At 71.3% G+C, this 25,308-nt stretch carries 20 protein-coding genes and 1 pseudogene; 5 read left to right on the forward strand and 16 right to left on the reverse strand.

What is annotated here, in order from left to right; all coding sequences use genetic code 11:
- Nucleotides 1-50: 50 nt before the first annotated feature.
- From AB0I22_RS33850 to panD, 8 genes are all read right to left on the reverse strand, one after another.
- The gene (locus tag AB0I22_RS33850) at nt 51-1,811 is read right to left on the reverse strand and encodes an acyl-CoA dehydrogenase (protein WP_363134833.1); all 1,761 of its coding nucleotides are present in this window, start codon (nt 1,809-1,811) and stop codon (nt 51-53) included.
- A complete protein-coding gene (locus tag AB0I22_RS33855) occupies nt 1,808-3,547 on the reverse strand; it encodes an acyl-CoA dehydrogenase family protein (RefSeq protein WP_363134834.1) in 1,740 nt (579 codons plus the stop codon). The genes AB0I22_RS33850 and AB0I22_RS33855 overlap by 4 nt, the downstream gene beginning before the upstream one ends.
- 89 nt (nt 3,548-3,636) lie before the next feature.
- Nucleotides 3,637-5,403, reverse strand: coding sequence for a fatty acyl-AMP ligase (locus AB0I22_RS33860; RefSeq protein WP_363134835.1), 1,767 nt, complete (start codon nt 5,401-5,403; stop codon nt 3,637-3,639).
- A gap of 460 nt (nt 5,404-5,863) precedes the next feature.
- Nucleotides 5,864-7,489: a histidine kinase gene (locus AB0I22_RS33865; RefSeq protein ID WP_363134864.1), complete on the reverse strand. Its 1,626-nt coding sequence runs from the start codon at nt 7,487-7,489 to the stop codon at nt 5,864-5,866.
- A 324-nt stretch (nt 7,490-7,813) separates the two neighbouring features.
- Nucleotides 7,814-8,860 (reverse strand): MupA/Atu3671 family FMN-dependent luciferase-like monooxygenase, encoded by a 1,047-nt coding sequence (locus AB0I22_RS33870; RefSeq protein ID WP_363134836.1) that lies wholly within the window; start codon nt 8,858-8,860, stop codon nt 7,814-7,816.
- A 354-nt stretch (nt 8,861-9,214) separates the two neighbouring features.
- A complete protein-coding gene (locus AB0I22_RS33875; protein WP_363134837.1) occupies nt 9,215-10,321 on the reverse strand; it encodes an alcohol dehydrogenase catalytic domain-containing protein in 1,107 nt (368 codons plus the stop codon).
- Nucleotides 10,318-11,130: a phytanoyl-CoA dioxygenase family protein gene (locus tag AB0I22_RS33880; RefSeq protein WP_363134838.1), complete on the reverse strand. Its 813-nt coding sequence runs from the start codon at nt 11,128-11,130 to the stop codon at nt 10,318-10,320. Before AB0I22_RS33880 ends, AB0I22_RS33875 begins: the two co-directional genes overlap by 4 nt.
- Before the next feature lie 74 nt (nt 11,131-11,204).
- The gene (gene panD / locus AB0I22_RS33885) at nt 11,205-11,621 is read right to left on the reverse strand and encodes an aspartate 1-decarboxylase (protein WP_363134839.1); all 417 of its coding nucleotides are present in this window, start codon (nt 11,619-11,621) and stop codon (nt 11,205-11,207) included.
- A 474-nt stretch (nt 11,622-12,095) separates the two neighbouring features.
- On the opposite strand from panD, the gene AB0I22_RS33890 reads away from it, so the two are divergent.
- Entirely contained in the window at nt 12,096-13,031 is a 936-nt protein-coding gene (locus AB0I22_RS33890; protein ID WP_363134840.1) for an ATP-binding cassette domain-containing protein, read from the forward strand.
- Between the two features lie 18 nt (nt 13,032-13,049).
- Nucleotides 13,050-13,898, forward strand: coding sequence for an ABC transporter permease (locus AB0I22_RS33895; RefSeq protein ID WP_363134841.1), 849 nt, complete (start codon nt 13,050-13,052; stop codon nt 13,896-13,898).
- 265 nt (nt 13,899-14,163) lie between these two features.
- On the opposite strand, the gene AB0I22_RS33900 is transcribed toward AB0I22_RS33895, so the two are convergent.
- The 6 genes from AB0I22_RS33900 to AB0I22_RS33925 form a co-directional block, all read right to left on the reverse strand.
- Complete coding sequence (locus tag AB0I22_RS33900; protein ID WP_363134842.1) at nt 14,164-14,976, reverse strand: alpha/beta hydrolase; 813 nt, start codon at nt 14,974-14,976, stop codon at nt 14,164-14,166.
- Between the two features lie 171 nt (nt 14,977-15,147).
- On the reverse strand, nt 15,148-15,672 hold the full coding sequence (locus tag AB0I22_RS33905; RefSeq protein WP_363134843.1) for an EF-hand domain-containing protein: 525 nt from the start codon (nt 15,670-15,672) through the stop codon (nt 15,148-15,150).
- Nucleotides 15,673-15,885: 213 nt separating this feature from the next.
- The gene (locus AB0I22_RS33910; RefSeq protein ID WP_363134844.1) at nt 15,886-16,986 is read right to left on the reverse strand and encodes an arylcarboxylate reductase; all 1,101 of its coding nucleotides are present in this window, start codon (nt 16,984-16,986) and stop codon (nt 15,886-15,888) included.
- The gene (locus tag AB0I22_RS33915) at nt 16,983-17,945 is read right to left on the reverse strand and encodes an ACP S-malonyltransferase (protein ID WP_363134845.1); all 963 of its coding nucleotides are present in this window, start codon (nt 17,943-17,945) and stop codon (nt 16,983-16,985) included. Before AB0I22_RS33915 ends, AB0I22_RS33910 begins: the two co-directional genes overlap by 4 nt.
- Before the next feature lie 286 nt (nt 17,946-18,231).
- Entirely contained in the window at nt 18,232-18,651 is a 420-nt protein-coding gene (locus tag AB0I22_RS33920; RefSeq protein WP_363134846.1) for a LuxR C-terminal-related transcriptional regulator, read from the reverse strand.
- Nucleotides 18,652-18,815: 164 nt separating this feature from the next.
- On the reverse strand, nt 18,816-19,565 hold the full coding sequence (locus AB0I22_RS33925) for an alpha/beta fold hydrolase (RefSeq protein WP_363134847.1): 750 nt from the start codon (nt 19,563-19,565) through the stop codon (nt 18,816-18,818).
- A gap of 475 nt (nt 19,566-20,040) precedes the next feature.
- Here AB0I22_RS33925 and AB0I22_RS33930 point away from each other — a divergent pair, with 475 nt between their 5' ends.
- On the forward strand, nt 20,041-21,951 hold the full coding sequence (locus AB0I22_RS33930) for a BTAD domain-containing putative transcriptional regulator (RefSeq protein ID WP_363134848.1): 1,911 nt from the start codon (nt 20,041-20,043) through the stop codon (nt 21,949-21,951).
- Between the two features lie 88 nt (nt 21,952-22,039).
- Complete coding sequence (locus tag AB0I22_RS33935) at nt 22,040-22,702, forward strand: class I SAM-dependent methyltransferase (RefSeq protein ID WP_363134849.1); 663 nt, start codon at nt 22,040-22,042, stop codon at nt 22,700-22,702.
- 86 nt (nt 22,703-22,788) lie between these two features.
- Here AB0I22_RS33935 and AB0I22_RS33940 read toward each other — a convergent pair whose 3' ends face one another.
- A complete protein-coding gene (locus AB0I22_RS33940; RefSeq protein WP_363134850.1) occupies nt 22,789-24,078 on the reverse strand; it encodes an MFS transporter in 1,290 nt (429 codons plus the stop codon).
- A gap of 71 nt (nt 24,079-24,149) precedes the next feature.
- On the opposite strand from AB0I22_RS33940, the pseudogene AB0I22_RS33945 reads away from it, so the two are divergent.
- A pseudogene (locus AB0I22_RS33945) lies at nt 24,150-24,284 on the forward strand (SDR family oxidoreductase); the annotation flags it as partial.
- A 54-nt stretch (nt 24,285-24,338) separates the two neighbouring features.
- Here AB0I22_RS33945 and AB0I22_RS33950 read toward each other — a convergent pair.
- The gene (locus AB0I22_RS33950) at nt 24,339-25,100 is read right to left on the reverse strand and encodes a glucose 1-dehydrogenase (protein ID WP_363134851.1); all 762 of its coding nucleotides are present in this window, start codon (nt 25,098-25,100) and stop codon (nt 24,339-24,341) included.
- Nucleotides 25,101-25,308: the final 208 nt, after the last annotated feature.

Below are 25,308 nucleotides of genomic sequence, written 5' to 3' on the forward strand. Positions count from 1 at the left end.
GCGGCGGCCGCGGGCGGCCGTGCGGCGGCGCCGGTCGCGCCGGTGTGCGGTCAGCCGGCGGACAGGCCGTTCTTGTTGATTCCGAAGCCCTGTCCGGCTTCGTGACGCTGGGTCAGTTCGGTGAACAGGTGGTGTTCGAGGTGGTCCGGGAGGGGTTCCCGGATGGCGCCCGCCGGGGCGGAGAGCCGGTGCAGGACGGCGATGAGCCAGGCGGGGTCGCGCCAGAAGGGGTCGGGGTGGTGCTGGTTGTGCCGCCAGGTCTCGTAACAGGCCGCTGCTACCAGGATGTTGATGTAGCGGGCGGTCAGGTCGTAGGAGTGTGAGCCGGCGTCGACGGCGAGTTCGGATACGGGCAGCCGTCCGCACTCCTCGGCCAGGGAGGCGAGTTCGGTGACGAACCCTTCGGCGAGCCGGCGGACCTCGCGGTGCGCGGGGTCGTCGGCGGAGAGCGCTTCCAGCCCGGCGGCGAGCGAGGAGCTGAGCCGTTCGCGGCCGCCGGCGCTGACGGCGAGCCGGCCGAAGGGCATGGGCGGCAGGTCGGCGTCGAGCCGGAAGAGGTCGTCGGGCGCGGGGGCGCCGGGCAGCCAGGACCGGCGGGCGAGCAGCGGGAGCTGCTGGAGCAGGGACATCTGGCAGACGGAGCGGGCGATGTGGCCGAAGCCGGCGGGCTGGATGTCGCGCAGCATCTTCTGGAAGATCGCGTTGGTGCTGTGCGGGTCGCGGATGTAGAAGTGCGCGCCGAGTACGCCGGAGAGCCGGTTCATCGCGTCGATGAGGGTCTTGGAGACGAAGTACTTCACGGCCTGCGCGTAGATCCCGGTCTCGGCGGGGACCAGGTGCAGCGCTCTGGTGGAGACGGTGGCGAAGACCTCGGACATCAGCAGGTCGAGGAAGACGCCCGCCAACGTGGAGCGTACCTGCGGGAGTTCGGTGGCGGTACGGCCGTACAGCCGCCGGTCGCGCACGTGCCGCAGGGTGGTGCGCAGCCCGGTGTCGAGGGCGCCGGTGAACATGCCGACGAGGGTGGTCCGGGTGATCTGGAAGGACTTGAGCATGGTCTCAAGTCCCTGGCCGAGGTTGCCGAGGACGCGGTCCTCGGGGATGGGGCAGTCGCGGAACTCGACGCCGCCGAGCTGGACCCCGCGCATCCCGGCGCTGGCGAACCGCGGCAGGTAGCTCATCCGCCCGTCGGCGACGCGGTCCTTCTCGACGAGGATCTGGGAGTGGCTGCGGCTGCCCTGGCGGGCGTCGGTGCGCGCGAACATCACCATGGCGTCGGAGCGCTGGATGTTGGTGACGACCTCTTTGCGGCCGTTGAGCAGCAGGCGGCCGGCGCCGGAGGGCAGGGCCTGGAAGTCGGTGCGCGCCATGTCGTTGCCGTGGGCGAGTTCGTGGTAGGCGGCGGCGATCCTGCCGCCGCGCAGCAGGATGCCGGCGACCTGGCGCTGCTGGGCCTCGTCGGCGGCGGTCCAGACGTTGACGGAGGAGATGAAGGAGCTGAAGCCGTAGCCGAGGCCGAGGCAGGGGTCCCGGCGGTAGACGGTCCGCATGATCTCGACGAGGTGGTCGACGCGGGTGAGCCGGCCGCCGTGCTCGGCGGGTACGAACTCGGCGTTGAGGCCGTAGGCATCCAGCGCGCTCTCGCCGTCGGCGAACATCTCGGCGCGTTCGTCGGCTTCGAGCACGGCCGTGAAGCCGAGCGGGTTGCCGCTGTCCCAGGGGTCGCCGAGCCGCTTGTCGAGTTCGGCGAGCCGGGTCCGCGCGGGGGCGGTGGCGGTGGTGGCGTCCGACGGGCTCTGTGTACCGGTCATGAGGTGCTCCAGGCCAGGTCGTCGGTGCTGAGGAGGGAGAGCGTTCCCGTGGGCGCTTCGAGCAGGAGGTCGGCGACCCGGTCGTAGGAGGCGGCGTGCGACGCGTCGACGGGGCTGCCGAGCCGGGTGAGCACGGCGGCGAGGGCGGCCCCGAGCCACAGTCCGTTGCGCCACAGCCGGGGGCCCTCGGCGGCGTCGGCGAGGTGGGCGTTGTGCAGCCACAGCCGCAGGGCGGCGGTGCCGGCGTAGAGGAGTTCGTAGCGTTCGGCGAGGTGGAAGGCGGCCGGCGGGACGTCGCGGGGGGTGCGCCGGAGGGCGGCCATGGACTCGTGCAGCCGGTCGGCGACGGCGGTCAGTTCGTCCGCCATGCGGGAGACCTGGAGCGGCAGGAGGCCGCGGTCGGCGAGGCCGGCGATCTGCCGTGCGGCGTCGGGCAGGCTCTGTACGAGGCTGCACCCGTCGCTGGAGAGCAGCCGCTGGCGGGCGGGTTCGAAGGCCGTGAGCTCCCGCCGCGTGTCGACGGCTTCGGCGAGCCCGGTCTCGTTCCAGCGGCCGCCGCGGTATGCGCGGGCCAGCCGGGCGAACTGGTCGATGAGGGCGTTGCGGTTGACGGCGGTGCTGCCGTCGAAGATGGCGACGATGCGGTGGTCGCGCTCCAGCTTGGCGTACTGGCCCTCGGCGTAGGTGCGGCTGAGGAAGCCGCGTGTGCCCATGAGTTCGGTGAGCCGGTCGATGGCGTCCTGGGCGAGGGTGGGCACGGCGGCCTTGGTGACGGCGGAGACGACGCTCATCTCCGCGGTGAGGGCGTGCGGGCTGCGGGCGGAGACCAGGGCGGTGGCCTCGGCGAGGAAGACCGTCGCGGAGATCTCGCCGAGGATGCGGCGGACGCGCGGCAGGTCGGTCAGCCGCCGCCCGTAGAGGTTGCGGCCCTCGGCGAAGCCGGTGGCCAGGCTCAGCGCGTGGTCGGCCGCGCCGAGGGAGAGTCCGACGGCCACGGTCCGGGTGAGCTGGAGCGCCTTGAGGACCGTCTCGACGCCGCCGCCGGCCTCGCCGATGAGGGCGTCGTCGGGGACGGGGGCGTGGTGGAAGGCGATGCCGCTGATGTCGGCGCCGCGGATGCCGTGGGTGAGGATCTTGGGCCGGTGGCTGTAACTGCCGTCGGGGAGCGTCCGCTTGTCGACGAGGAAGAGGCTGAAGCCACGGGGGCCGCCGGCCGGGTCGGTGCGGGCGAGTACGGAGATCAGGTCGCCGCGGGTGGCGTTGTTGATCAGCCATTTCTCGCCGTCGAGGACCCAGCCGTCGCCGGTGCGGGCGGCGGAGAGTTCGCCGGCGAGCAGGTCGCTGCCGTGGTGGCGTTCGGTGAGGCCCCAGGCGGCCACCGCGCCGCGCTGGATCTCCGCGCCGAGGTCGGCGGCCTGTGCGGTGCCGCCGGCGACCCAGGCGCAGGCGCCGCCGAGGAAGGTCTTCGCGTGGGCGACGGCGACGGTGAGGTCGCGGCGGGCGACGGCGCGCAGGAGTTGCAGCAGTTCGCTGTGGTCGTCGAGGAGGCCGCCGTAGCGTGCGGGCACGTAGTGGCGGGCCAGTCCGAAGTCGTCGAGGGCCCGGATCGCGGCGGCGGGGAACGCCTCCCGCTCGTCGAGTTCGGCGAGGCTGCCGGGCCGGAAGGGGCCGTCGTGCCGGCCGTCGTCGCCCATCGCTTTTTCGAGAGCCGCAACTGACGAATGATGCATGCTCATGTCCAACTCCCCCATTACGTGCCTTCTGTCCGTGGCGGTGGCGGCTCGGCCGGGCGGCTGCCTGCCGCCGGCGGTCCGCCCGCCCGCCGTCATGCGTCGAGCAGTGTGCGCAGCTTCGGGTCGGCGTCCAGGTGGACGATGTTGAGGCCGCCGGTGAGCAGCAGGTCCCGCATCGCGGTCCGCTGGATCTTGCCGCTGGTGGTCCGGCGGATGCCGCCGCGCCGCACCAGGACCACGCCGGAGGCGCTCGCGCCGAACTCCCGCGACACGGTCCGCTTGATGTCGCTGGCGAGCTTGGCCATGTCCGCGTCCGAGTGGCGGCCGCGGAGTTCGTGGGTGATGACCAGCAGGTTCTCCGTGACCCCATCGCCCTGTTGGTAGGGCACGGAGAACGCGGCACCGAAGAGTCCGACGAGTTCGCCGTGCTGGGCGCGCAGTTCGTATTCGAGGTCCTGCGGGTAGAGGTTGCGCCCGCGGATGATGAGGACTTCCTTGAGGCGGCCGGTCGTCAGGATCTCGCCGTTGTGGAGGGTGCCGAGGTCGCCGGTGCGCAGGAATCCTTCCTGGCCGTCGGCGGTGCGGGCCCGGAACACCTCGCGGGTGGCCGCTTCGTTGCCCCAGTAGCCGTGGGCGACGCTGGGGCCGCGCAGCCAGATCTCGCCGACGCCCCCTTCGGGCAGCGGCTCCAGGGTGCGGGGGTGCACGACGCGCACGTCGTACTCGTCCGCCCGGCCGTTGCTGACGACGTCGCGTCCGGCGCGGGAGCCTTCGGCGGCGCGGAACTCGTCGTTCGCCAGCGCCTCGGCGTCGGCGCGCCGTACGACGGGTTCGCGCGGTCCGGTGCCGGAGACGAAGACGGTGGACTCGGCGAGCCCGTAGCAGGGGGCGAAGGCGTCGCTGCGGAATCCGGCGGGCGCGAAGCGCTTGGCGAACGCCGTGAGCGTGGCGGCCTGTACGGGCTCGGAGCCGTTGGGCGCGTACGTCCAGCGGGAGAGGTCGAGCCCGGCGAGCTGCTCGTCGGTGACCATCCGGGCGCACAGTTCGTAGGCGAAGTTGGGCGCGGGCGACCAGTCGAGGTCGTAGACGTCGATCATCTTCAGCCACCAGTGCGGCCGCTTGAGGAAGGTCGTGGGGCTCATCAGCACGCAGGAGCCGCCGAGCAGGAGCGGCGGGATCAGCAGCGCCATCAGGCCCATGTCGTGGTAGTGCGGGATCCAGGACCCGAACCGGCTGCGGTCGGTCATGCCGAACGGCTTGGTGAGGCACATGGCGTTGTGCAGCAGGTTGCCGTGGCTGACCATGACGCCCTTGGGGTCGCCGGTGGAGCCGGAGGTGTACTGGAGCAGGGCGAGGGTGTCGCGGCCTCGCGCGGGCTCGGTCCAGGCGTCCGGGTCGGCGAGGTCCGCGGTGTCGGTGGCGGCCAGCGCGATGGCCGTGCGGCCCTCGGCCTCGGCCCATTCCCGTACGGACGGCAGTGTGGCCGTGTCGGTGAGGATGGCGGACGCGCCGGCGTCGTCGGCGATCGAGGTGACCCGCCGCCGCTGGTAGACGTACTGGCCGGGGAGGGAGCTGGGGACGGCGACCATGCCGGCGTAGAGGCAGCCCAGGAAGGCGGCGGTGAAGTGCAGCCCCTCCGGGTAGAGCAGCAGGACGCGGTCGCCGGGGGCGCAGTGGGCCTGGAGCCAGGAGGCGGCCTTGCGGGTCTCGGCGTCCAGTTCGGCGTACGACCAGGTCTCGTCCTCGGGCGTGCCGTCCAGGCTCTTCACGAAGGTGAGGGCCGTTCGCCGCCCGCCGGCCGCCACGTTTTCCCGGACGAGCCCGGTCACGCTCGAAGCCTGTTCAAGCGCAGTACTCATAACGCCCCCTCAGAGAATTCACGGCGCCCGAATGGCCGCTGTCAGAAATGGAGTCGCGCGGAATCGCGACTCGACATCATCGCGACAAGAAAAGCAGAAACAGACTTTCAGTTGCGGCCGCGAAATGAACAGCGACCCGCAATCCTCCCCGTAGCGCGCGGCACGCGCAGTCCCCCGTCCGTCAAACCTTCGGCTGCCGCGTTCGCTGTGCGAACCGTGCGGCCGCCCGCCCCGTTGCCCCGCCCGTCGACGCCTCGACTGGCGAGCATGGAATCGACACTAGACAAGTGATCGATTTGGAGTCAATGGCCGCTAAAAACGGAAGAGGGAAATCCGCCCAAACGGCAGAAGACGCGCAACTGACCGCATCATGATTCACCGAGGTCAATTACGGTATGCCGAACCCGGCCCACGGGTACGCACGCACACGGACCGGCGACGCCCGTGCCTGAACGGGCTCTCAGTCGCCCGGAAGCGGAACCACGTCCTTGGCCGCCAGCCGGCCGTGCGCGAAGCACACCCGGTAGGCGTGCGTCGGGTCCGGCTCCCGCGACATCCGGTAGTAGCGGCACGTGGAGCCGTGCGGCATCGGCTTGGTGTCCCGGCGCGGGGGCACATCGGTCTGGAGCGTCGGCAGCAGATCCTCCGATTCCGAGCGCCGCTGGCCGACGTGCAGCCGCTCGTAACTCGCCGAGTCCAGTACGGACTGCTCCGTCTGGATATAGGAGAAGCCTCCCATCAGGGCGGCCAGCACCGCGGCCACCACCAGCGGCACGAAGATCACCTGCTTCAGGCCGCGGCGGGCCCGGCGCTGCGCGTGCCGGCGCTGGAACGCGGATTCCGACGCGTCCGCGCTCTCGCTCTCCTCCCCCTCCGGCCGCGCCGCGCCCGCCGCGTGCGGCAGCCGCGCCCGCACCTCGAAGCCGCCCTCGTACGGCCCGGTGCGCAGCGTCCCGCCCGCGAGCCGCACCCGCTCGCGCAGCCCCACCAGCCCGTTCTTCCCCGAAGGGAGCCCGGTGTGCCGCGCCGAGGGGGCGTCCGGGTGCGCGGGGGGCGGCTCGTTGACGACCCGTACCTCGGTCACGTCCGCCCGGTGCGCGATCCGCACCGAGACGGCGGCGCCCGGCGCGTGCTTGGCCGCGTTGGTCAACGACTCCTGGACCACCCGGTACAGGGCCCGGTCCACCATGAACGCGAGCTGCACCCGCTCGCCCTCTTCCACCAGGCCGACCGCCAGTCCGGACGCGGTCGCCCGCTCCACGAGATCCGTGACGGACTCCCGCGCCGGGGCCTTGGGAGCCGTCTCCGCGTCCTCGCGCAGCACCCCGATGACGTCGTGCAGGCTCTCGGTGACGCTCGCGGCCGCGGCCCGCAGCTCCCCCGCCGCCTTGCGGTGGCGCTCGTCGAGGTCGGGGGCCATCTCCAGGGCGCCGGCGCGCAGCGCCAGCAGGCTCAGTTCGTGTCCCAGCGAATCGTGCATGTCGCCGGCGATCCGCGAGCGCTCGCGCAGCCGGGTGCGGTCCGCGACGATCTGCTGCTCGCGCTCCATGCGCTCGGCCAGCTCCCAGCCGGCCCGCGTGAGATCGGCGTACTGGCGCCGGTAGCGGCCGGCCATCCAGGGCAGCAGCACATTGAGGCCGAGCGTCACGGCCATCGTGAACCAGGTCCACAGGTTCTCGCCGCTCGCGGCCACGGCTGCCAGCCCGGCCGCCGCGATCACCGCGAAGCCGACGAGCGCGGGCCGCTCCTGGCGCATCCTGCGCCCCACGAGATAGCCCATGACGAGCATGGCCACGCAGAACGAGGAGTTGAACAGGTTCAGCGTCACGCACAGGCTGAGCGCCACGGTGATGTAGAGCGAGAGCAGCGGCAGGACCCGGGCGAGCAGGATCGCGAGGGCCAGGGCGGGCATTCCCGCGTACACCGCCAGCGCCGGCGCGGGCAGCCGGATCAGGTCGTAGGCCACGGGCACGCACAGGCACGCCCACAGCACGAGGTCCGCGAGGCGCTCACGGCGGCCCAGTTGTGCCAGGGCCGAGGAGACCTCGTGCCGCCGGCGGTTCACCTGATCAACGAGCTGCCCCATCACCCTGCCCAAACTACAAGCCCGCCCGCCGCCACCGGCACTGACGAAAGACATGATCAAGGGCGCTGCCCGGCGGCTCCGGCCTGGGCCGCCGAGCGGCCTTCGGCCCGGCCCCGGGGCCGCTTTCGGCAGAGCCGCCGGGCTTGCGGGCCGTTGGCGCCGGGGCCGTCCGGCGGCTCCCGCCCGGACCGCTGCCGCCGGTGGCCGGCCGACCGCCGTGGCCTGAGCCGGCCGGTCGACCGCCGTGTCCGGAACCGCCCGGCCGCTCGTACCAAAGGGCCGCCGGGCCGTCTTCGCCGGTTGCCGGTTCTGCGAGGGCGGCCGTCAGTCGCGGGACGCCACCAGCGACCGCAGCCGCCCCAGGTGCTCAAGGCTCGCGAGGACGTCCTTGGTCTGCACCCCGAAGTCGATGAGGCAGGCGATCTCGTCCACGCCGATCTCGCCGATGCGCGCGGCCACCTCGGCGGCGTGCTCGACGGAGCCGAACAGCCCGCCCTGGTGGAAGTAGCGCTCGAAGGACTGCGCGGCGAGGAAGTCCACGTCCTCCGGGGGCAGCGTGCTCAGGTCGACCGAGTCGCCCACGACGGAGCGGGCGCTCAGGTGCAGCGAGCTCTTGAGGTACTCCGTCAGCGGCTGCCGGGCCTGCTCCTTGACCGCGGCGACGTCCTCGCCGACGAGGGTGTGCACCATCAGCGCCACATGGCCCGGCCAGCCATCGTGCTCGGCGGCGGCGACCCGGCGGTACTCCCGGATCTTCTCCGCGAGGATGTCCAGGTCCTGCACCAGCAGGTGGGTGAGCACACCGGCCTTGAGCCGCCCGGCCTCCTGGAACGTCTCGACGCTGCCGCCGCTGGTCAGCCAGACCGGCAGCTCCCGCTGCACGGGCGGCGGGAAGGCCCGTACGTCCACCGACCGGCCGAGCCCGTCGGTCCCCGGCACGCTCCCGCCCTGCCAGAGCGTGCGCACCTCCCCCACCCGGTCGGAGACGATCCGCTTGCGCTCGTCGTAGACGTCCGGCCGCAGCGCGAAGTCCACGGAGTTCCAGCCGGAGGCGAAGGCCACGCCCACCCGGCCGCCGGAGAGGTTGTCGACGACGGACCACTCCTCGGCGATGCGGGCGGGGTGGTGCAGCGGCGCCACCACGCTGCCCGCCCGGATGGCGACCCGCTCGGTCACCGAGGCGACGGCCGCGCCCAGCACGGAGGGGTTCGGATACATCCCGCCGAAGGGGTGGAAGTGCCGCTCCGGGGTCCAGACCGCCGAGAAGCCGTGCTCGTCGGCGAATTTGGCGCCTTCGAGAAGAAGCTCGTAACGCCCCTTGTCGCCGGGCTCGGTGCTGTCGTTGGCGAAATAGAACAGGCTGAGATCCACCGTACGTTCCCCGCTCTCGCGTGCCCCCGTCAGGGCACAGTGAATTCCTTCGAATGCGCCGCCCGGTCCTGCCGAGCAGCGGCCCCTACTTAAGTCAATCGCGATGTACTCCGGCCGATGGACGCAGCCGCCCGCCGGAAAGTGCCAGGCTGTGTCCACGCACTTCGCGGGCGGATTCCACCGCCGGGAAAGGGAGTTCGCAACCGGGCGCCGCCTCTCCGGCGCATTCCGGTGCGTTACGGGGCGGCGCGGAGTGCGGTGCGCCCCGGCATTCAACTGACCGATCCGATCGGTTGAACACTCACGCGTCGTACGAGCCGCCCGGAGCGGTGCCCACCGTACGCGCGGCGCGGTTCAGCTCGCCAGCACGGCCTTCATGACCGATCCGTCCGCGACCGCGGACAGCGCCGCGGCGTGCTCGGCCAGCGGGTAGGACGTGACCAGGCTCCGCAGGTCGAAGCGCGCGGTGAGGGCCGGCAGCAGCTTCACGTACTCGACGAGATGCGCCCCGGTGAACGCCCAGGAGCCGATGACGTCGAGCTGCCGGTGCACGATCTGGTGCGGGTTGATCAGGGTGTCCCCCGCGTCCGTGTACTGGCCGATGACGAGGTACGAACCGCCCCTGCGCGCCAGTCGCAGCCCCTGCCCGACGGCGGCGGGCACGCCCGCGCACTCGATGACGAGGTCCGCCCCGTCCCCGCCGGCCTCCTCGCGCACCCGCGCCAGCACCTGCTCGGGGTCGGCGGCGCCCGCGATGTCGAGGTGTACGTCGCCGATGCCCGCCGCGGCCGCGGCTTCGAGCCGGCCGGCCGGGCCGCCGACGATGACGACCTTCGCCGCGCCGGAGAGCTGGGCGAGCGCCGCGGCGGCGAGACCGACGGGACCGCTGCCCTGGACCACGACGACCTCGCCGACCCGCACGGGGCGCCGCTCGTACAGGGCGTGCACGACGGTGGGGCCCGCGCAGGCCAGCGACATCGCGGCGAGCGGGTCCACCCCGTCGGCGGGCTTGACGACCGTGGTGCCCTCCTGGAGCACGATGTGGTCGGCCCAGGCGCCGGAGAGGGCCGGGCCCTGCTCGACGGAGCGGTTGACCCCGTACGTACGGCGGTTCTCGCAGAGCGTGGGCTCGCGGTGCAGGCGGCAGGGCACGCAGCTGCCGCAGGCGATCGAGGAGGCCCACATCACGGTGTCGCCGGGCCGCAGTTCGGCGCCCGTGGCGTCCCGTGCGGCGCCCGCGCCCAGCTCCTGTACGACGCCGATGCCCTCGTGGCCGAGGACCAGCGGGGTGGGGATGGCCAGGTGGCCCTGTTGCAGGTGCAGGTCGGTGCCGCAGATCCCGCCGTACGTGCACGCGACGACCATGCCGCCGTCGGGCGCGGCCGGGAGGTCGAACGTGCGCAGGACCGGCGGGCGGCCGAAGCTCTCCAGGACGACCGCGCGGCCGGTGCGGGCGCTCATGCCGCCACCGTCTCAAGGCCGTCGAGGAAGGGCGTCTCACGGGTGCGCAGCGGTTCGGTGTCCCGGCACACCACGTACTCGGGGCGCGGTTCGCCGGTCCAACTCGGCAGGTTGGCCACGTCGTTGTAGGTGGTGATGAGCAGCCTGCGGGGGAACGGCGACATGTTGGGGGCGGAGCCGTGCACGATCTCCGGCGAGAAGAAGACGAGCGTTCCGGCGGGGCCCTTGGGGCTGACCATGCCGCGTGCGGCGACGAGGTCGGCCAACTGCTCCTTGGTGAGGGCGATGTCGTCCGGGTCGAGGTGCTGGTCGGACTTGACAGCCGTGTCCCGGCTGTCGCGTACGAGGCCGGAGCGGTGCGAGCCGGGCAGGTAGATCACGGGGCCGTTGAACTCGTCGACGTCGTCGAGGAATATGCCGATGTTGACCTGGCGGGGCGCGGGCAGGTTGTCGGCGACGCGCCAGGCGACGTAGTCCTGGTGCCAGGACCACTTCTCACCGCCGAACGCCGGCTTGGCGTTGATCTTGAACTGGTAGATGTAGACCTGCTCCGTGAGCAGTTGCTTGACCGGCGCCAGGAGGCGCGGGTCGCGGACGAGCGAGGCGAACTCCGGCTGGCGTTGGTGTGAGGCGTAGAGGGCGCGTACGTCGTCGCCGTTGTCCTCGGCGATCCGCTGCGGCCCCGGCACCTCGCAGTCGCGGGCGAACGCCGCGCGCAGGCACTCGATCTCGCCCCGGTCCAGCGCGGATTCGACGGTGAGGAAGCCGTCCTCGTGGTAGCGGTCGACTTGTTCCTGGTTCAGGCGCATTCTTTCTTCTCCAGATGTCCAGGGGGAAACTGCCGGCGGGCGCCGGGCGGGCGTGGGGCCCGTACGGACGCGGGCTATGCGGCAGGGGTGTCTCCGCGCAGGAGGCCCGAGCCGGCGGGCACGTCCGCGGGGTCGCCGCCGAGGTGCGCGGCCTTGTTCTCGTCGTCCACGAAGACCACGCGCGGCTCCAACACCTTGGCCTCCTCGTCGGTCACCTGCGCGTACGCGATGATGATGACGAGATCGCCGGGGCTGATGAGCCGGGCCGCCGCTCCGTTGATGCCGATGATTCCGGAGTCCCGGGGCCCTTCGATGACGTAAGTGGAAAGCCGGGCGCCATTGTCGATGTCGACGATGTCCACCTTTTCGCCGGGCAGCAGATCGGCGGCTTCCATCAGGTCGGCGCTTATGGTGAGTGAGCCGACATAGTGCAGATCCGCCTGGGTGACGGTCGCTCGATGGATCTTGGACTTCATCATGGTCCGATACATGAGTAATTCACTCCGTATAATCTGGGATGAAATGCCATGGCGAAGTATCGGCCACACCTGGAGACGGCGTGCACCGGCACTGCCGGATACGCGGGACTACAGCGGATCTTATTCCGGCCATGCGCGGATTTGCCAACACGGGCCGCCGCCGCGGCCGTCGCCGGGCCCGGGCCCTGCGGGCGGCGGGCCGACAGGAATGGGCGCGTCCAATCGTGGAAGCGGCCGGTGGGACCGGCCGCGCAGAGATGATTGACTCATTCCGCTTATTCGGGGGGCATCGGATACGGGCGACCGGTGTGGCGCGGATCTCGTGAGCCGGGTGCCCGGCGAACGGCACTCCCCCGGCAGGCGTTCACCGGCCGGACGGAAATCTTTGACACTGCGTAAATAGCCGCCGTAGCGTGCCGTGCGCGCCGATATGACAACTCGTCATCGGCGACGCGTCGCACATGGGGGTAATAGATGCATGGACCGATGATCGAGGCAATCGGAATCGGAAAGAGCTTCGGACAGGTCACGGCGCTCTCATCCGTGGATATTTCGGTGCACGCGGGCACGGTGCACGGACTACTGGGGCACAATGGCGCCGGAAAGACCACGCTGATCAATATTCTCTGCACGGTGCTGCCGCCGGACCGCGGCGCCGCCCGCATCGCCGGCTACGACGTGGTCCGCGAGAGCCACGAGGTCCGCGGCCGCATCGGACTCACCGGTCAGTACGCCGCGGTCGACGAGAACCTGTCCGGCACCGACAACCTCATCCTCATCGCCCGGCTGCTGGGCGCGAGCCGCCGCCAAGCCCGCGCCCGCGCCCACGAGTTGTTGGAGATCTTCGACCTCGCCAAGGCCGCGCACCGCCCGTCCCGGACGTACTCCGGCGGCATGCGCAGGCGGCTGGACCTGGCCACCAGCCTGGTCGGCCGGCCGGACGTGGTCTTCCTGGACGAGCCGACCACAGGGCTCGACCCGAACAGCCGCCTGGCGCTGTGGGAAGTGGTCGAGGGCATCGTTCGCGAGGGCGCGGCCGTACTGCTGACGACCCAGTACCTCGACGAGGCGGACCGGCTGGCGGAGGCCATCACCGTGCTCGCCGACGGCGCGGTGGTGGCGTCCGGCACCAGCGCGCAGCTCAAGTCCCAGGTCGGCAGCCGCGCGGTGCACATCGCGCCGGCCGACCCGGCGGACTCCTACGCCATCCTGCTGGCCCTCCGCCAGGCCGGCCTGACACCCGCTCAGGACGAGGTCACCGGCGCCATCAGCACCCCGGCCGAGACCTCGGCGGACCTGGCCACCGTCGTCCGCGCCCTGGACCAGGGCCGGCTGGACGTCACCGAGTTCTCCCTGACCGAGCCGACGCTGGACGACGTGTATCTCGCGTTGACCAAGCGGTCCACCGTCCTCGCCCACTGATCCCGTCCAGGAGTTGTGATGACTACCCCGGCCATCAGCCCCGCCGCGCCGCCGGTGCGGGTGTCCTCCGCGCCCGGCTGGCCGGCCAGCGGCCGCCTCACCCAGATCGGCGTGCTGGCCGGCCGCTCCATACGCGCCTTCGTGAACAACCGGCGACTGCTGCTGTTCGAGCTGGTCCAGCCGCTGATCCTGCTCCTCATCATGAGCCAGGTGTTCGGCAGCATGTCGAACCCGAAGAACTTCCCGCCGGGCGTCGCGTACATCGACTACCTCCTCCCCGGCATCCTCATCACGACCGCCACCGGCACGGCGACGGGGGCCGGTTACAGCCTGCTGTTCGATATGGAGAACGGCGTGCTGTCGCGGTTCCGGTCGATGCCGATCCGGATGTCCTCGGTGCTCGTGGCCCGCAGCCTGGACTATCTGGTCCGGGTCGCGGCGCAGCTCGCGGTGTTGCTGGCGACGGCCCTGCTGCTGCTCGACTGCCATCCGCGAGGGGGTGCGCTGGGGCTCGCGGTGGCGGTGCTGCTGACGCTGTTCGTCACCTGGGCGGTGGTCTGGGGGTTCCTGGCACTGGGGTCCTGGCTGCGCAACAAGGAGGTCGTCGCGGGCATCGGGCCGCTGGCGATGTTCCCCCTGACCTTCGCGTCGAGCGCCTTCGTGCCGATCCATGTGCTGCCGGGCTGGCTGCAGTTCGTGGCCAAGGCGAACCCGCTGACGTACGTGGTGAACGCCGCCCGCCGGGTGGCGCTGGACTGGCCCCTCGGCAACTCCGTGTACGCGGCGGTGGGCGCGACGCTCGCGCTGCTGCTCGTCGTGGTGTTCCTGGCGGTGCGCGGGTTCAACCGCACGCCGTCCGACGGCTGAGGCCGTGGCTCGCCGTCGGTCGGACCGCGGCGAGCCGGATACGGCCGAACCGAACCGCTGCGGGCCGGAACGCCGTGGGCCGAGCCGTCCTGAGCCGACCGGACCGCGGTACGCCGAACCGCCGATGGCCGGGAGACCGTGGGCCGAGCCGCGGCTCGCCGGATGGCGGCACGCCGGACGGCCGGTGGCCGGACGATCCTTTGCCGGACCGAAGGGTTCGGCCCGCCGGCGCTCTCCGAACCGGCGGGCCGAAGAGCGGCGGTGCTCACACCTGGGCGGGGCGCCGGAAGAACTCCACCATGGCCTTGTTGACGGCCGCGGGGTCCTCCAGATAGCCGTAGTGGCCGCAGCCGGCGATCTCGTCGAAGGTCGCGCCGGGGATGGCGTCGGCGACCTCCCGGCCCAGCTTCGCGGGCGTGATCACGTCGTCGGCGAAGGCGATGACGTGGCTGGGCACGGTGATCCGCCGGTAGGCGCGCAGCCGGTCCGCGGGCGGCGCGATGTCCATCTGCACCCGTGTGCCCGGCCCGTCCTGGACCACCATCTCGAAGAGGTCGAGCCAGTCACGCGCCTGCTCGTCGTGTTCCAGGGTGCGCGGGGAGAGGTTCTGCTGGGCCCGTACGACCGCGGCGTAGCGGGGCGGCAGTTCCAGCCCCGAGTCGTACAGTTCGGCCTCCGCCGTGGCGAGCGCCCGGCCCATGGCGTCCACCCGCCCGCGGGTGGCCATCAGCACCGCCTGGCGCACCAAGTCCGGCCTGGCGAGGCTGAGTTCCTGGGCGATGTAGCCGCCCAGCGACGTGCCGACGACGCGGGACGGGCCGAGGCCGAGGGCTTCGATGAGCCCCGCCGTGTCGGCCACCATGTCGTCGATGGTGAATCCGCCGGCGCATTCGTCGGTCGGCGGGATGCCGCGGTTGTCGAACGTGATGACCCGGTAGCCGGCCGCGGTCAGCGCGGGCACCTGGTGCAGCCGCCAGGCGCGGCCGCCGCCTCCGGTGCCCATGATCATCACCACCGGTTCGCCCGAACCGTGGTCCTCGTAATTGATGCGAATTCCGTTGACGGATATCAGTGCCATCGCGACGGATTCCCCCTCACCCCGCGTCAAGCGCCTTGCTGTACGGCGCGAAACTATCAGCTGGGGTCGGGAGTGCCAATGACGGTGATGTGCCGTACGGAACGGGGCAGGGCGACCGGGCCCGGCTGTTCGGCCGCCGGGCCCGGTCGGTTGAACGCGGGGCGGTCGGGATCAGCCCTTCGACCCCGAGTCGCCGAAGATGAATCCGGCGAGGTACTGGTGGAGTTCTTCCTTCGACAGGTCACCGCTGCGGTCCGTGTCGAGCTTTTCGAAGGTTCCCTCGATCTGGTCGGTGGGAACTCCCCATGCGCGGTGGTAGCGTTCGAACTCGCTGCGGGACACCTTTCCGTCGCCGTCGGCGTCGAAGAGGTTGAAGAGCAGCCCTGCGAAAGGCTCCATGGCCCGCCGGATCACGGCCGGGTCGGCGTCGGCGTAGAAGTCGACGTATTCCTTCCGGCTGATCTTCTGGTCGCCGCTCTGGTCGAGCTGGTGTTGCAGATCGCGCCACAGATCGACGCTTGCCTGCCGGAATTGGTCGTGCTGCTTGGAGTCGGCCGTGAGCCCGAAACGACTGGTCAACTGCTGCGTCAGGGACTCGATTTCCTCGATGCCCACTTCGCCGTTGCCGTCGACGTCGATCAGATCGAACGCCTTGCTCGCCCTGCTGCGCTGGCTCTCAACGTGCTCACTTGACATTTCTCTGCACACCCCGCCTTCTCGTTCAGCGTGCGCCATCCTTTGTCGCCGGATACTAGACGCGATCGGATGGGGTGTTCAACGGCCGGGATCGCCTAGAAACACATTGGCCGATTCTGTCGGCGGACCATTTCGGAACGGCGGTCCGGCAGATCTTTCCTGCAATTCACAGAAGGCTCAAGTCGCCCCACCGGCACCATCGATGACGATCCGTCAGTACAGCCCTTCGGGCGCTGAACTCGTGGTCTGCAACGGGCGGATGTTGGCGACGCCGTCGCATGGCCACTCCTCGGCCCGGTGGCGCAGCGCCTGGTCCCGTTCCAGGATGTTGGGCAGGAAGAGGTCCTCGTGCAGCACGGTGAGCCGCACCTGGCCGACCGCGCCGGGATCCACGAGGGCCGACCAGTCGTCCTTGCGCACGACCGCCGTCGTCACCTGCGGGAAGTTCGGCACGTACGAGATCAGCTCGCCGCCCCGCTCCACTTCCCAACAGGCCGAGTTACCGAAGGTGTTGCCGTACGTCATGCCGCAAATCCCGCCATTCAGCGCCGATTTGAAAGCACGGTACATGTCGGCGGTGATCTGCGTGCCGCTCAGCCGGACGCCGTCGAGGGCGGATACGAGTTCGGGATGGCGCTGCCGGAGCGCCTGGAAGAGCGCGGGCGTGGTGTTGAGGTAATGCACCGGCGCCTGCCGCAGCACGTCGGTGATCTGCTCCAGGAGGTGGGCGGTGTAGTCCCCCACGTCCTGGTGCCGGCCCGAGCGGATGAGCCGCTTGACCCACCGCGGGTCCATGTCGATCGCGTACGCCTGGCCCGCGTGCAGTTCGGAGACCTCCCACACGCCGTGGCCGATCAGATGCGGTCCCGTGGGGGTGGCCTGGAGCCAGGTGCGCCCGGGGGCGAAGCCCTCCCGTACGAACGACCACCGCCGCCAGACCGCCCTGTGCAGCAGCATGTCCGGGGTGTAGAAGACCCGGCAGGGGGTGCCGGTGGTGCCGCCGGTGTCCCAGGCGCGGCCGGCCAGGGGGCGGGGCACGGACCGCGGGACCAGGTCCCCGGGGTCCTGCTCCCGCAGGCTCTCCAGCCGGAACGGGCCGAAGGCCGCGAGCTGGTCGTAGCGCGTGATGTCGCGGGGGTCGAAGTCGAGCTGCTCGGCTCGCCGCAGCCAGTACGGGCTGCCGGTCTCCGGGTGGAAGTGGCGCCGGACGACGTCACGGGTCCACTGGTCGAGGTCGGTGTCGAGCCACCCGGCGACCAGGGCGTCGGGGTCGTCCGACAGCCCGGTGGGGGCGGCTACCGAGCTGGTGGTCATGTCCGCACCTGCCCGCCGGTGAGGTCGATGCCCAGGTCGTACGCGGTGCTGATCGCCTGCTGGATGTGTTCGGGCTTCTCGATGTGGACGACGGGGAAGGGGAAGTCCAGGATGCCCTCCGGGATCGACGGCCCCATCACGAGGCCGAGTTCCACGCCCTCGCTTCGCATCCCGGTGTAGACGTCCACCAGGCTGATCGGGTCGGTGGAGTTGCGCTGGAAGAGGTCGCGGACCTCGTCCGCGCTCGTCAGCGTCTTGGGCTCCAGGCAGGAGAGCAGGGGCAGTTCGGGCGCCGAGAAGGCCATCGCGTCGATGCGGGGGGCCATGAAGTCGCGGAAGTGCCGGCGCAGCGGCGAGTGGACCGCGATGGTGCGGCCCGGAAGCGGTACGACCGTGCCGGGCGGTGCCTCGGCGGCCAGGGTGTTCAGCGCCTCGGCGTGGCCGGCGAGCATGAGGATGCGCTGCTTGCCGTCCGCCGTGGGGCCGAAGTCACCGGCGAGGTAGACGCCGGAGCGTCCCGCGCCGGGGTGCGCCGGGCCGCCGTCGGCGCTCTGCGCGAAGGCGAGGGCGATGCCCTGGGCGGGGGCGTCGGCGGGGAGTTCGGGGGTGTCCCGAGCGCCCGCGAGCATCTCGAACAGCTCCTGTCTGCTGAGCGCCCCCGCCAGCGCGCTGGCCGTCATCGCGCCGAGGCTGAGGCCGCCGATGGCGGTGGGGCGCAGGCCGGACTGGGCGAGCGCGTCGTGCACGCCGATGGCGAGCGCGGCCTCCCGTACGGTGCCGACGCTCTGGCGCTCCTCCTGCGCAACCGGCAGATCATCCTCCAGGATCTGACCTACCGTCAAGTCCGTCCACTGAGCGACCTGTTCGTACCAGCTGCGGACGACCGGGTACTCGTGGTACAGCTCCATACCGTGCGGCTCGGTGCCGACGCCGCCGCCGAACAGATAGCCCAAAGTCATTCTCGCCCCCAGCGGGAAGGTAACAGGAGAAAGACGCGGTACGGCGCCCGTGACAGGCGCGGCTCCCCTGCCGAGGGGAATTCCGACCACGACGCCATCGCACCGTAACACCGATTCACTTGCCACCGGAAGGCGCAATTATCCGCACGGGAAATGTCGCAGCTCACGCTATCGAGACGATATTGCGGGCTGAAACAATCCGTACACGCCTCTCTGTAATTCCCCGGACAACCCGGTTCGGCGAATCCCGTAAAGCACCGCGCGGGCCCGGTTCGGCCCGCGTGGCTCAGTCGGCCTGTACCACGAAGTTCTTCGGGACTCGCGGCGGCCAGGTGCCCACGGTGAGCATACCGATCGAATGGGCGCGGGAGACCAGGGCCACCCGATTCGGCGCCTGGAACTGACGCAACATCAGGCCGATGCGGTATTCGACGCCCTTGCGGCTGAGGTAGAGGGACGCCGCCAGTTCCACGGTGGAGGTGCCGACGGCGATGCCCTCCAGGATGCACGCGTCGAGCGCGGTGAGCCGCTCGGTGTCCGGCGGGGGCGTTCCGCTCCCGGCGTCGTGCAGCCGCCCCGCCGATTCCCCGCGCCCCGATGCCCGTTCGGCCGCGGGACGGCAGGGGCCCCTTCGGTCGCCGGCCTTCGGGAGCGCCGCGGTGGAGCCGACCGCCGTGGAACCGCGTAACGGCGTCAATCCGTACACCCGCCTTCCTCAATGGTGCGTCAGGTGCGTCGATGCGTCGGCCGGCCGCCGGTCGCGGGCCGGCCGCCGACGCGTTCGGCCGCGTCGGCGCTTACGCCTGAATCAGCGCGTACGCCCGAGACGGTGCGTGAGACCGAGTCGGCGCGCACGCCCGAGTCGGCGCGTCACCGATCGAAGTGGTCTCTGAGAACGTTCATCACGTCGGCGGGCCGGCTGGTCAGATAGAAGTGGCCGCCGGGGAAGACCTTGAAGTCGAAGGCCGCGGAGGTGTGCGCCTTCCACTCCCGGACCTCGTCCAGGGGCGCCCTCGGGTCCTGGTCCCCCGCCAGGGCGGTGATCGGGCACCGGAGCACCGCGTCGGCCTCGCCGCGGTAGGTCTCCACGGCGCGGAAGTCGCCGCGGAGCGCGGGCAGCATCATCCGGACCAGTTCCTCGTCGTCGAGCAGGCTCTCGTCCGTACCGCTCATCTCCCGGACCGCGGCCACGATGCCGTCGTCGTTCCGCAGGTGCAGACGCTCCTCGTGCGGCACCGCGGGCCCTCGGCGGCCCGAGACGAAGAGGTGCTCGACCCCCTGCCCCGCGCCCTCGAACCGGCGGGCCACCTCGAAGGCGACGAGGGCGCCCATGCTGTGGCCGAAGAAGGTCAGCGGCAGTCCGGTCCAGCCGCTGAGCGCCTCGAACACCTCGTCCGCCAGGACCCGGAGGTCGCCGATGGTCGGCTCCGCCCGGCGGTCCTGCCGCCCCGGATACTGCACGGCCAGCACCTCCGTCCGGCCCCGCAATTCTCCCGAGACCGGGAAGTAGAAGGACGCCGAGCCGCCCGCGTGCGGGAAGCAGACAAGGCGGCTCGTCGCCGCCGGGGAGGGGTGGAAGCGCCTGCACCAAAGGCCGCTGTCCGCGGGTAAGGAAGTCATGTCGCCTGGGTTTTCCCTTCACGGTTCCACAGATCCGAAGGATCTGGGTACGGTGATTCCCACCCTGCCACGCCCTGCCGAATCTCAGCAAGGGCGCAAAACAATTCGAACACTTGCACTTCGAATACCGCTCGTCCATGTGAATTCCGGTGGCCCAGCAGGGAAAGGCCGCGATGCGCCCCGGAGAGCGACGGCTTGAATTTGATTCAGAAACCCACTCCGCACGTCACAGGGGTGCGGTACACACCCGCCTCAAACGGACAAAACAGGCTACGGAGATGTCAAACATGACATGGCCCCCCGGTAAGGGCTCTAGGAATATGCCTAAACATCTCGGCATATCGTTGACCGGTTCAGAGCGCTCCCAAGATGCTGGAGGTCGCGCACGACGTCGTTGGCCGACGGGCCCGCGAACCGCCAGACGGCCCGTTCCGTCACGACTCCTGCGTGACGAACAGGACGAATGGGGAGTTCGTTGGAATTCTTGCTGCTCGGCCCGCTCTCTGTCCGGCTGAACGCGCGGGAGGTGTACGTATCGGCCCCCAGGCAACGCGTCGTCCTGGCGACGTTGCTGCTCAACGTCAACCACGTGGTCTCGGTGGACCGCATCGCCGGCTACGTCTGGGACGGATCCCCACCGCCCAGCGCCGCCGCCACCATACGCACGTACGTCATGCGACTGCGGCAGGTGCTCGGCGAGCAGGCGTCCGCGCGCATCATCACCCGGGCGCCCGGCTACCTGATCGCACTCGGCGAGGACGAGAGCGATCTCGGCCGCTTCACCGCGCACCGCCACCGCGCGGCCGCCCACGCCGACGTCGGCAACATGGAGGACTCCTGCGCCGAGCTCACCGAGGCCCTGGCCGGCTGGCGTGACGAACCCCTGGTCAACGTACCGTCCCAGACGCTGCGCGACGTCGAGGGCCGCTACCTCCAGGAGCTGCGGCTACAGACCATGGAGCTGCGCTTCGACGCCGAGCTGGCACTGGGGCGGCATGCCGAACTCATTCCGGAACTCTGGAAGTTGGTGAGAGAGAATCCGCTGCGCGAGGCGCTCGTCGGGAAGCTGATGCTCGCCCTGTTCCGCTCCGGCCGGCAGTCCGAGTCCCTCTCCCTCTACCAGCGCACCCGGGACCTGCTCGTGGAACAGCTCGGCGCCGAACCCAGCGCCGACCTCCGGGAAGTCCAGCGGCGCATCCTCGCGGCCGACGACAGCCCCGACGTCCGGGCCGCCGGAAGGCGGAGCGCCCGGCAGACCGCCTCGGTGACGCGTTCCACCCCGACGGCGGCCCGGCCCTGGCACGGCCCTTTACGCCTCAAACCCGCACAACTTCCCGCTGTTCCACCTGAGTTGACAGCACGCGATGAGCCGCTGGCGGAACTGCGCCGGGTCCTGACCGCCACCGGCCTGCCGACCGGCTCGGTCGGCACGGCCGTGGTCACCGGCCGGGGCGGCACCGGAAAGAGCGCGCTGGCGCTGCACGCGGCCCACGCCCTGCGGGAGTTCTTCCCGGACGGCCAGCTCTACGCCGCGCTCGGCGGCCGCGAACGCCCCCTGTCCTCCGGAGAGGTGCTGAAACGGTTCCTGGCCGCGCTCGGCGTCCCCCGGGCCGACATCCCGGCCGACGAGAACGAGCGGGAGGTGCTCTACCGCTCCCTCACCGCCGGCAGCCGGCTGCTGGTGCTCCTCGACGACGCCGACAGCACCACGCAGATCCGGCCGCTGGTACCGGGCAGCGGCGGCAGCAAGCTCCTGGTGACCAGTCGGCGGCGGCTCGCCGACCTGGAGGGCGCGCACACCGTCGCGCTGCCGCCGCTGGACGAGCGCGAGTCGCTGGAACTCCTCGGCAGGCTCGTCGGACCGGCCCGGGTGGACGCGGAGCCGCAGGCCGCGCGTACGGTCGTGGCGATGTGCGCGGGCCTGCCGCTGGCGCTGCGCATCGCGGGCGCCCGCCAGCTGGACCGTCCGCACTGGAGCCTCGGCGACCTCGCCCAACGGCTCACCGACGCGCCGCAGTTGCTGGACGCACTGCGGATCGGCGACCTCGACGTGCGGCCCAGCCTCGACGCGGGCCACACGGAACTGCCGCGGCGCTGCGCGAACGGCGTCGATCCGGCCTCCGTGTTCACCGCGCTGGGCGCGGCCAACGCCGCGCACACCTCCCGCGGCAGGGTCGCGGCCATGCTGAACTGCTCCGAGGAGAGCGCCGAGGACGCCCTCGACACGCTGGTCGAGGCGCACCTCCTGCACCCGCCCATCGCCGGGCGCTACCGCCTCGACGCGCTGCTCCAGGCGTACGCGCGAGAACGGGCCCAGGACCACGAGGCGTTCCGGCGCCAGAACGTGTTCCAAGCGAGCGGCACGTCCGCGCCCCGGGCCGTGTAAGGCACACGCTCTCCGCCCATCCGACGACCGCATCCGCTTCGATGACTTCACACAGCGGATTCACACAGCAGAGGGGAAGGCCGCCTCCATGGCCCACCAGACAGCAGCCACCGATGAACTGCTCGACTACGTCAGGGAGGTGTCCCTGCGGGACGACGCGATTCTGCGGGAGCTGCGCGAGGCGACAGCGGTGCTGCCCGCCGGTCAGGCCATGCAGGTGATGGCCGAGGAGGGCCAGCTGCTGGCCCTCCTGACCGGGCTGACCGGCGCCCGGTCCGTACTGGAGATCGGTACGTTCACCGGGTACAGCACCCTGTGCATGGCCCGCGCCCTGCCGGCCGGCGGTTGCCTCGTGACCTGCGACATCGACGACCGGTGGCCTGCGTTCGGCGCCGAGTACTGGCGGCGCGCCGGGGTCGAGTCGCGGATCGACCTGCGGATCGGCGACGCGAACGGCACCCTGGCCGGACTGCTGGACGAACAGGGGCCCGGCTCCTTCGACTTCGTCTTCATCGACGCGGACAAGGCCAACTACTGCCGTTACTACGAGCGTTCGCTGGAACTGGTCCGGCAGGGCGGGCTCATAGTCATCGACAACACGCTCTTCTTCGGCCGGGTCGCCGACCCCGACGCGCGGGACGCGGACACCGAGGGGGTGCGCGCCCTCAACCGGCTGCTGCACCACGACGGCCGGGTGGAGCTGTCCTTGCTGCCCATGGCCGATGGCATCACCCTGGCGCGCAAGCTCTGACCGGCCCTGACAGGCCCTGGCAGGTTCCGGCACGCTCCGAACGGGACCGTACGCGGCACCGGTGACCGCACCGGCGACCGGCGCGGTCAGCGCAGGGAGCGGATCGCCGGGCTCGCGGCGACCAGGGCCGCGCACGCCAGGACGGAGCCGCCGCAGACCAGGAACAGCGTCGTCGTGCCGTACGGGAGCAGGGCGCCGGCGAGCACGTAGGAGAACGGGTCGAACGCCACCGTGGCCAGGACGAGGAGGCTGATCACTCGGCCGAGCAGCCGCGCGGGCACGCGCTCCTGAAGGGTGGCCACGATGACCACTCCGAGGAACCCGGACCCGAGGCCGACGAGCGAGACGACCGCCGTCGCGGCGACGACCTGGGTGACGGCGGCGAGTCCGGCCGTGCCCGCCCCGATCGCCGCGACCCCGCCGGCCACGGTCCAGCCGCGCCGGGCGGGCGGCCGCCACCCGGCCATGAGCGAACCGGCCAGTGAGCCGGCGCCGAAGCCGGAGAGCACGATGCCCAGGGCCCCCGCGCCGCCGAGGCGTTGATCGGCGAGGACCGCGCCGCCCACGAGCACGGGCCCCACGACCGCAATGTTGATCATGGCGATGGCTGCCAGCATTCCTCGCACCATCGGTTCACGCCAGGCGTACCTCAAGCCCGCCCCGAGGGCACGCGCACTGCTGAACTGCTCGCCCTCGACCTCGCCCTCGCCCTCGACCGCGCCCGGACCGGCGTCGTCCGGACCGGCCGCGTCCCCGGCACCTTCGCCCCGCCGGACCACGCGGATGAGCGTGCTGAGGACGACGGCGGCCAGTGCGGCCAGCGACGCGATCCCGCCGAGCGTCGCCTCGAAGCCGACCGCGGCGATGACTCCGGCCGCCACCGCCGGGCCGACCAGGTCGCCACCCGACTCCGCGCCCTGCACCAGCGCGTTGACCCGGGTGAGCTTCCCGGTCGGCACGACGGCGGGCAGCAGCGCCAGGGCCGCCGGGAAGTACGCGGCGTCGGCGGCGCCGAGCAGCCCGGCGAGCACCGCGACCGTCGTCACCGATGGTGCGGTGAAGGTGACCAGGGCGCAGAGCGCGAGCAGGACGGCGACTCGGAGCCAGGCGGCGCCGGCCGTGATACGGGCGGGTCCGAGGCGGTCGACCAGCACTCCCGCGGGCAGCAGGAGCGCCGCTCGCGGCAGCGCCACGGCCACGAGAACGAGCCCTGTGGCCATCCCGGGTTCCGACAGTTCGAGCACGAAGAGCGTGAGCCATACGAGGAACAGCGCGTCGACCACGGCCGCCAGCCCTTGGCCCACGACCAGCCGGCGCAGGTGCGGATCGCCGAGCGGTTCGCGTGGCAGGGAATGTGCGGTCGGCTCCGTCGTCATGGCCGGCTCCCCGGGCCACCGGGTGGATCGGTCCCGCGCGAAAGGCCCGCCGGATTCGGCTCCGAACGGACATGACCGCATCGCTCACTGATCGACAACATCAACACATCCACTCGCGGATTCCGGTGGGTCGCGCTGCTCGGCCGGAGGAGATCGCAGCCGCGGGGTGCTCTCTCACCAGTGATCGGGCTGCCTGCGTCACTGGAGCTGTGGTGGTGGGGAATGTCAGCCGTTGCCGGCCGGTTCCGCGCCGCGTAGCGCTATGCGATGTGCGTGCCCCCGTCGACCGTCAGGGTGGTCCCGGTGATGTAGGACGCCGCGTCGGAGACGAGGAAGACCAGAGCCGCGGCGAGTTCCTCAGGCTGTCCGATGCGGCCCGAGAGCACCCGCGGCATCACCGCCTCCAGGTAGCCCTCGGCGTAGCCGTCGGTCATCGCGGAGGTGAAGAGGCCCGGCGCGAGGGCGTTCACGCGGATGCCCTTGTCAGGGGTCCACTGCTGGGCGAGATCGCGGGTGAGCCCGAGGAGCCCGGCCTTCGACGCCGAGTAGGCGGCCTGCGGCAGCCCGCCCGTGACCAGCGCGAGGATGCTGGAGACGTTGACGATGGCGCTGCCGGGCCCCATCACCGCGCCCGCGGCCTGGGCCATCCAATAGGAGCCGTTGAGGTTGACGTCGATGACCTCGCGGAACTGTTCCGGCGTCTCCTCCGTCGCGGGTTGTTCACTGCTGATCCCGGCGTTGTTGACGAGGATGTCAACCCGCCCGAACGCGTGCACGGCCGCGTCGACCAGTGCGCGGCAGTCCTCCGGCTCGGCGACGTCGGTTCGCACCGCGACGGCCCGGCGGCCGAGCTTCTCGACGGCCGTGCGCGTCGCCTCCAGCAGCTCGGCGCGCCGCGCCCCGAGCACGACGTCGGCGCCGGCCTCGGCCAGCGCGGTGGCGAAGGCGACGCCCAGCCCGGAGGACGCTCCGGTGACGATGGCGACGCGGCCGTCGAGCCGGAAGCGATCGAGGACGCTCATGACCGCCTGCCTCTCTGGGGAACCGTTCTGTGCACGGCACATCTCCCGACGTGAGTCTTGTTCGGTGCGGGGGACCGATCCTGTGGTGACTGATCGAGTCCCAGTCGATCGTTCGCACGCCGGGCGCATCGTGTCTCGCACACGGCCGGGACCGGTGTCCGGCCGACGGCGGCCGGTACGAGCCGAGCGGGGCCGCGGCCGGGCCGTC

This window comes from Streptomyces sp. NPDC050610 (genome assembly GCF_040654875.1).
Classification (GTDB): Bacteria; Actinomycetota; Actinomycetes; order Streptomycetales; family Streptomycetaceae; genus Streptomyces.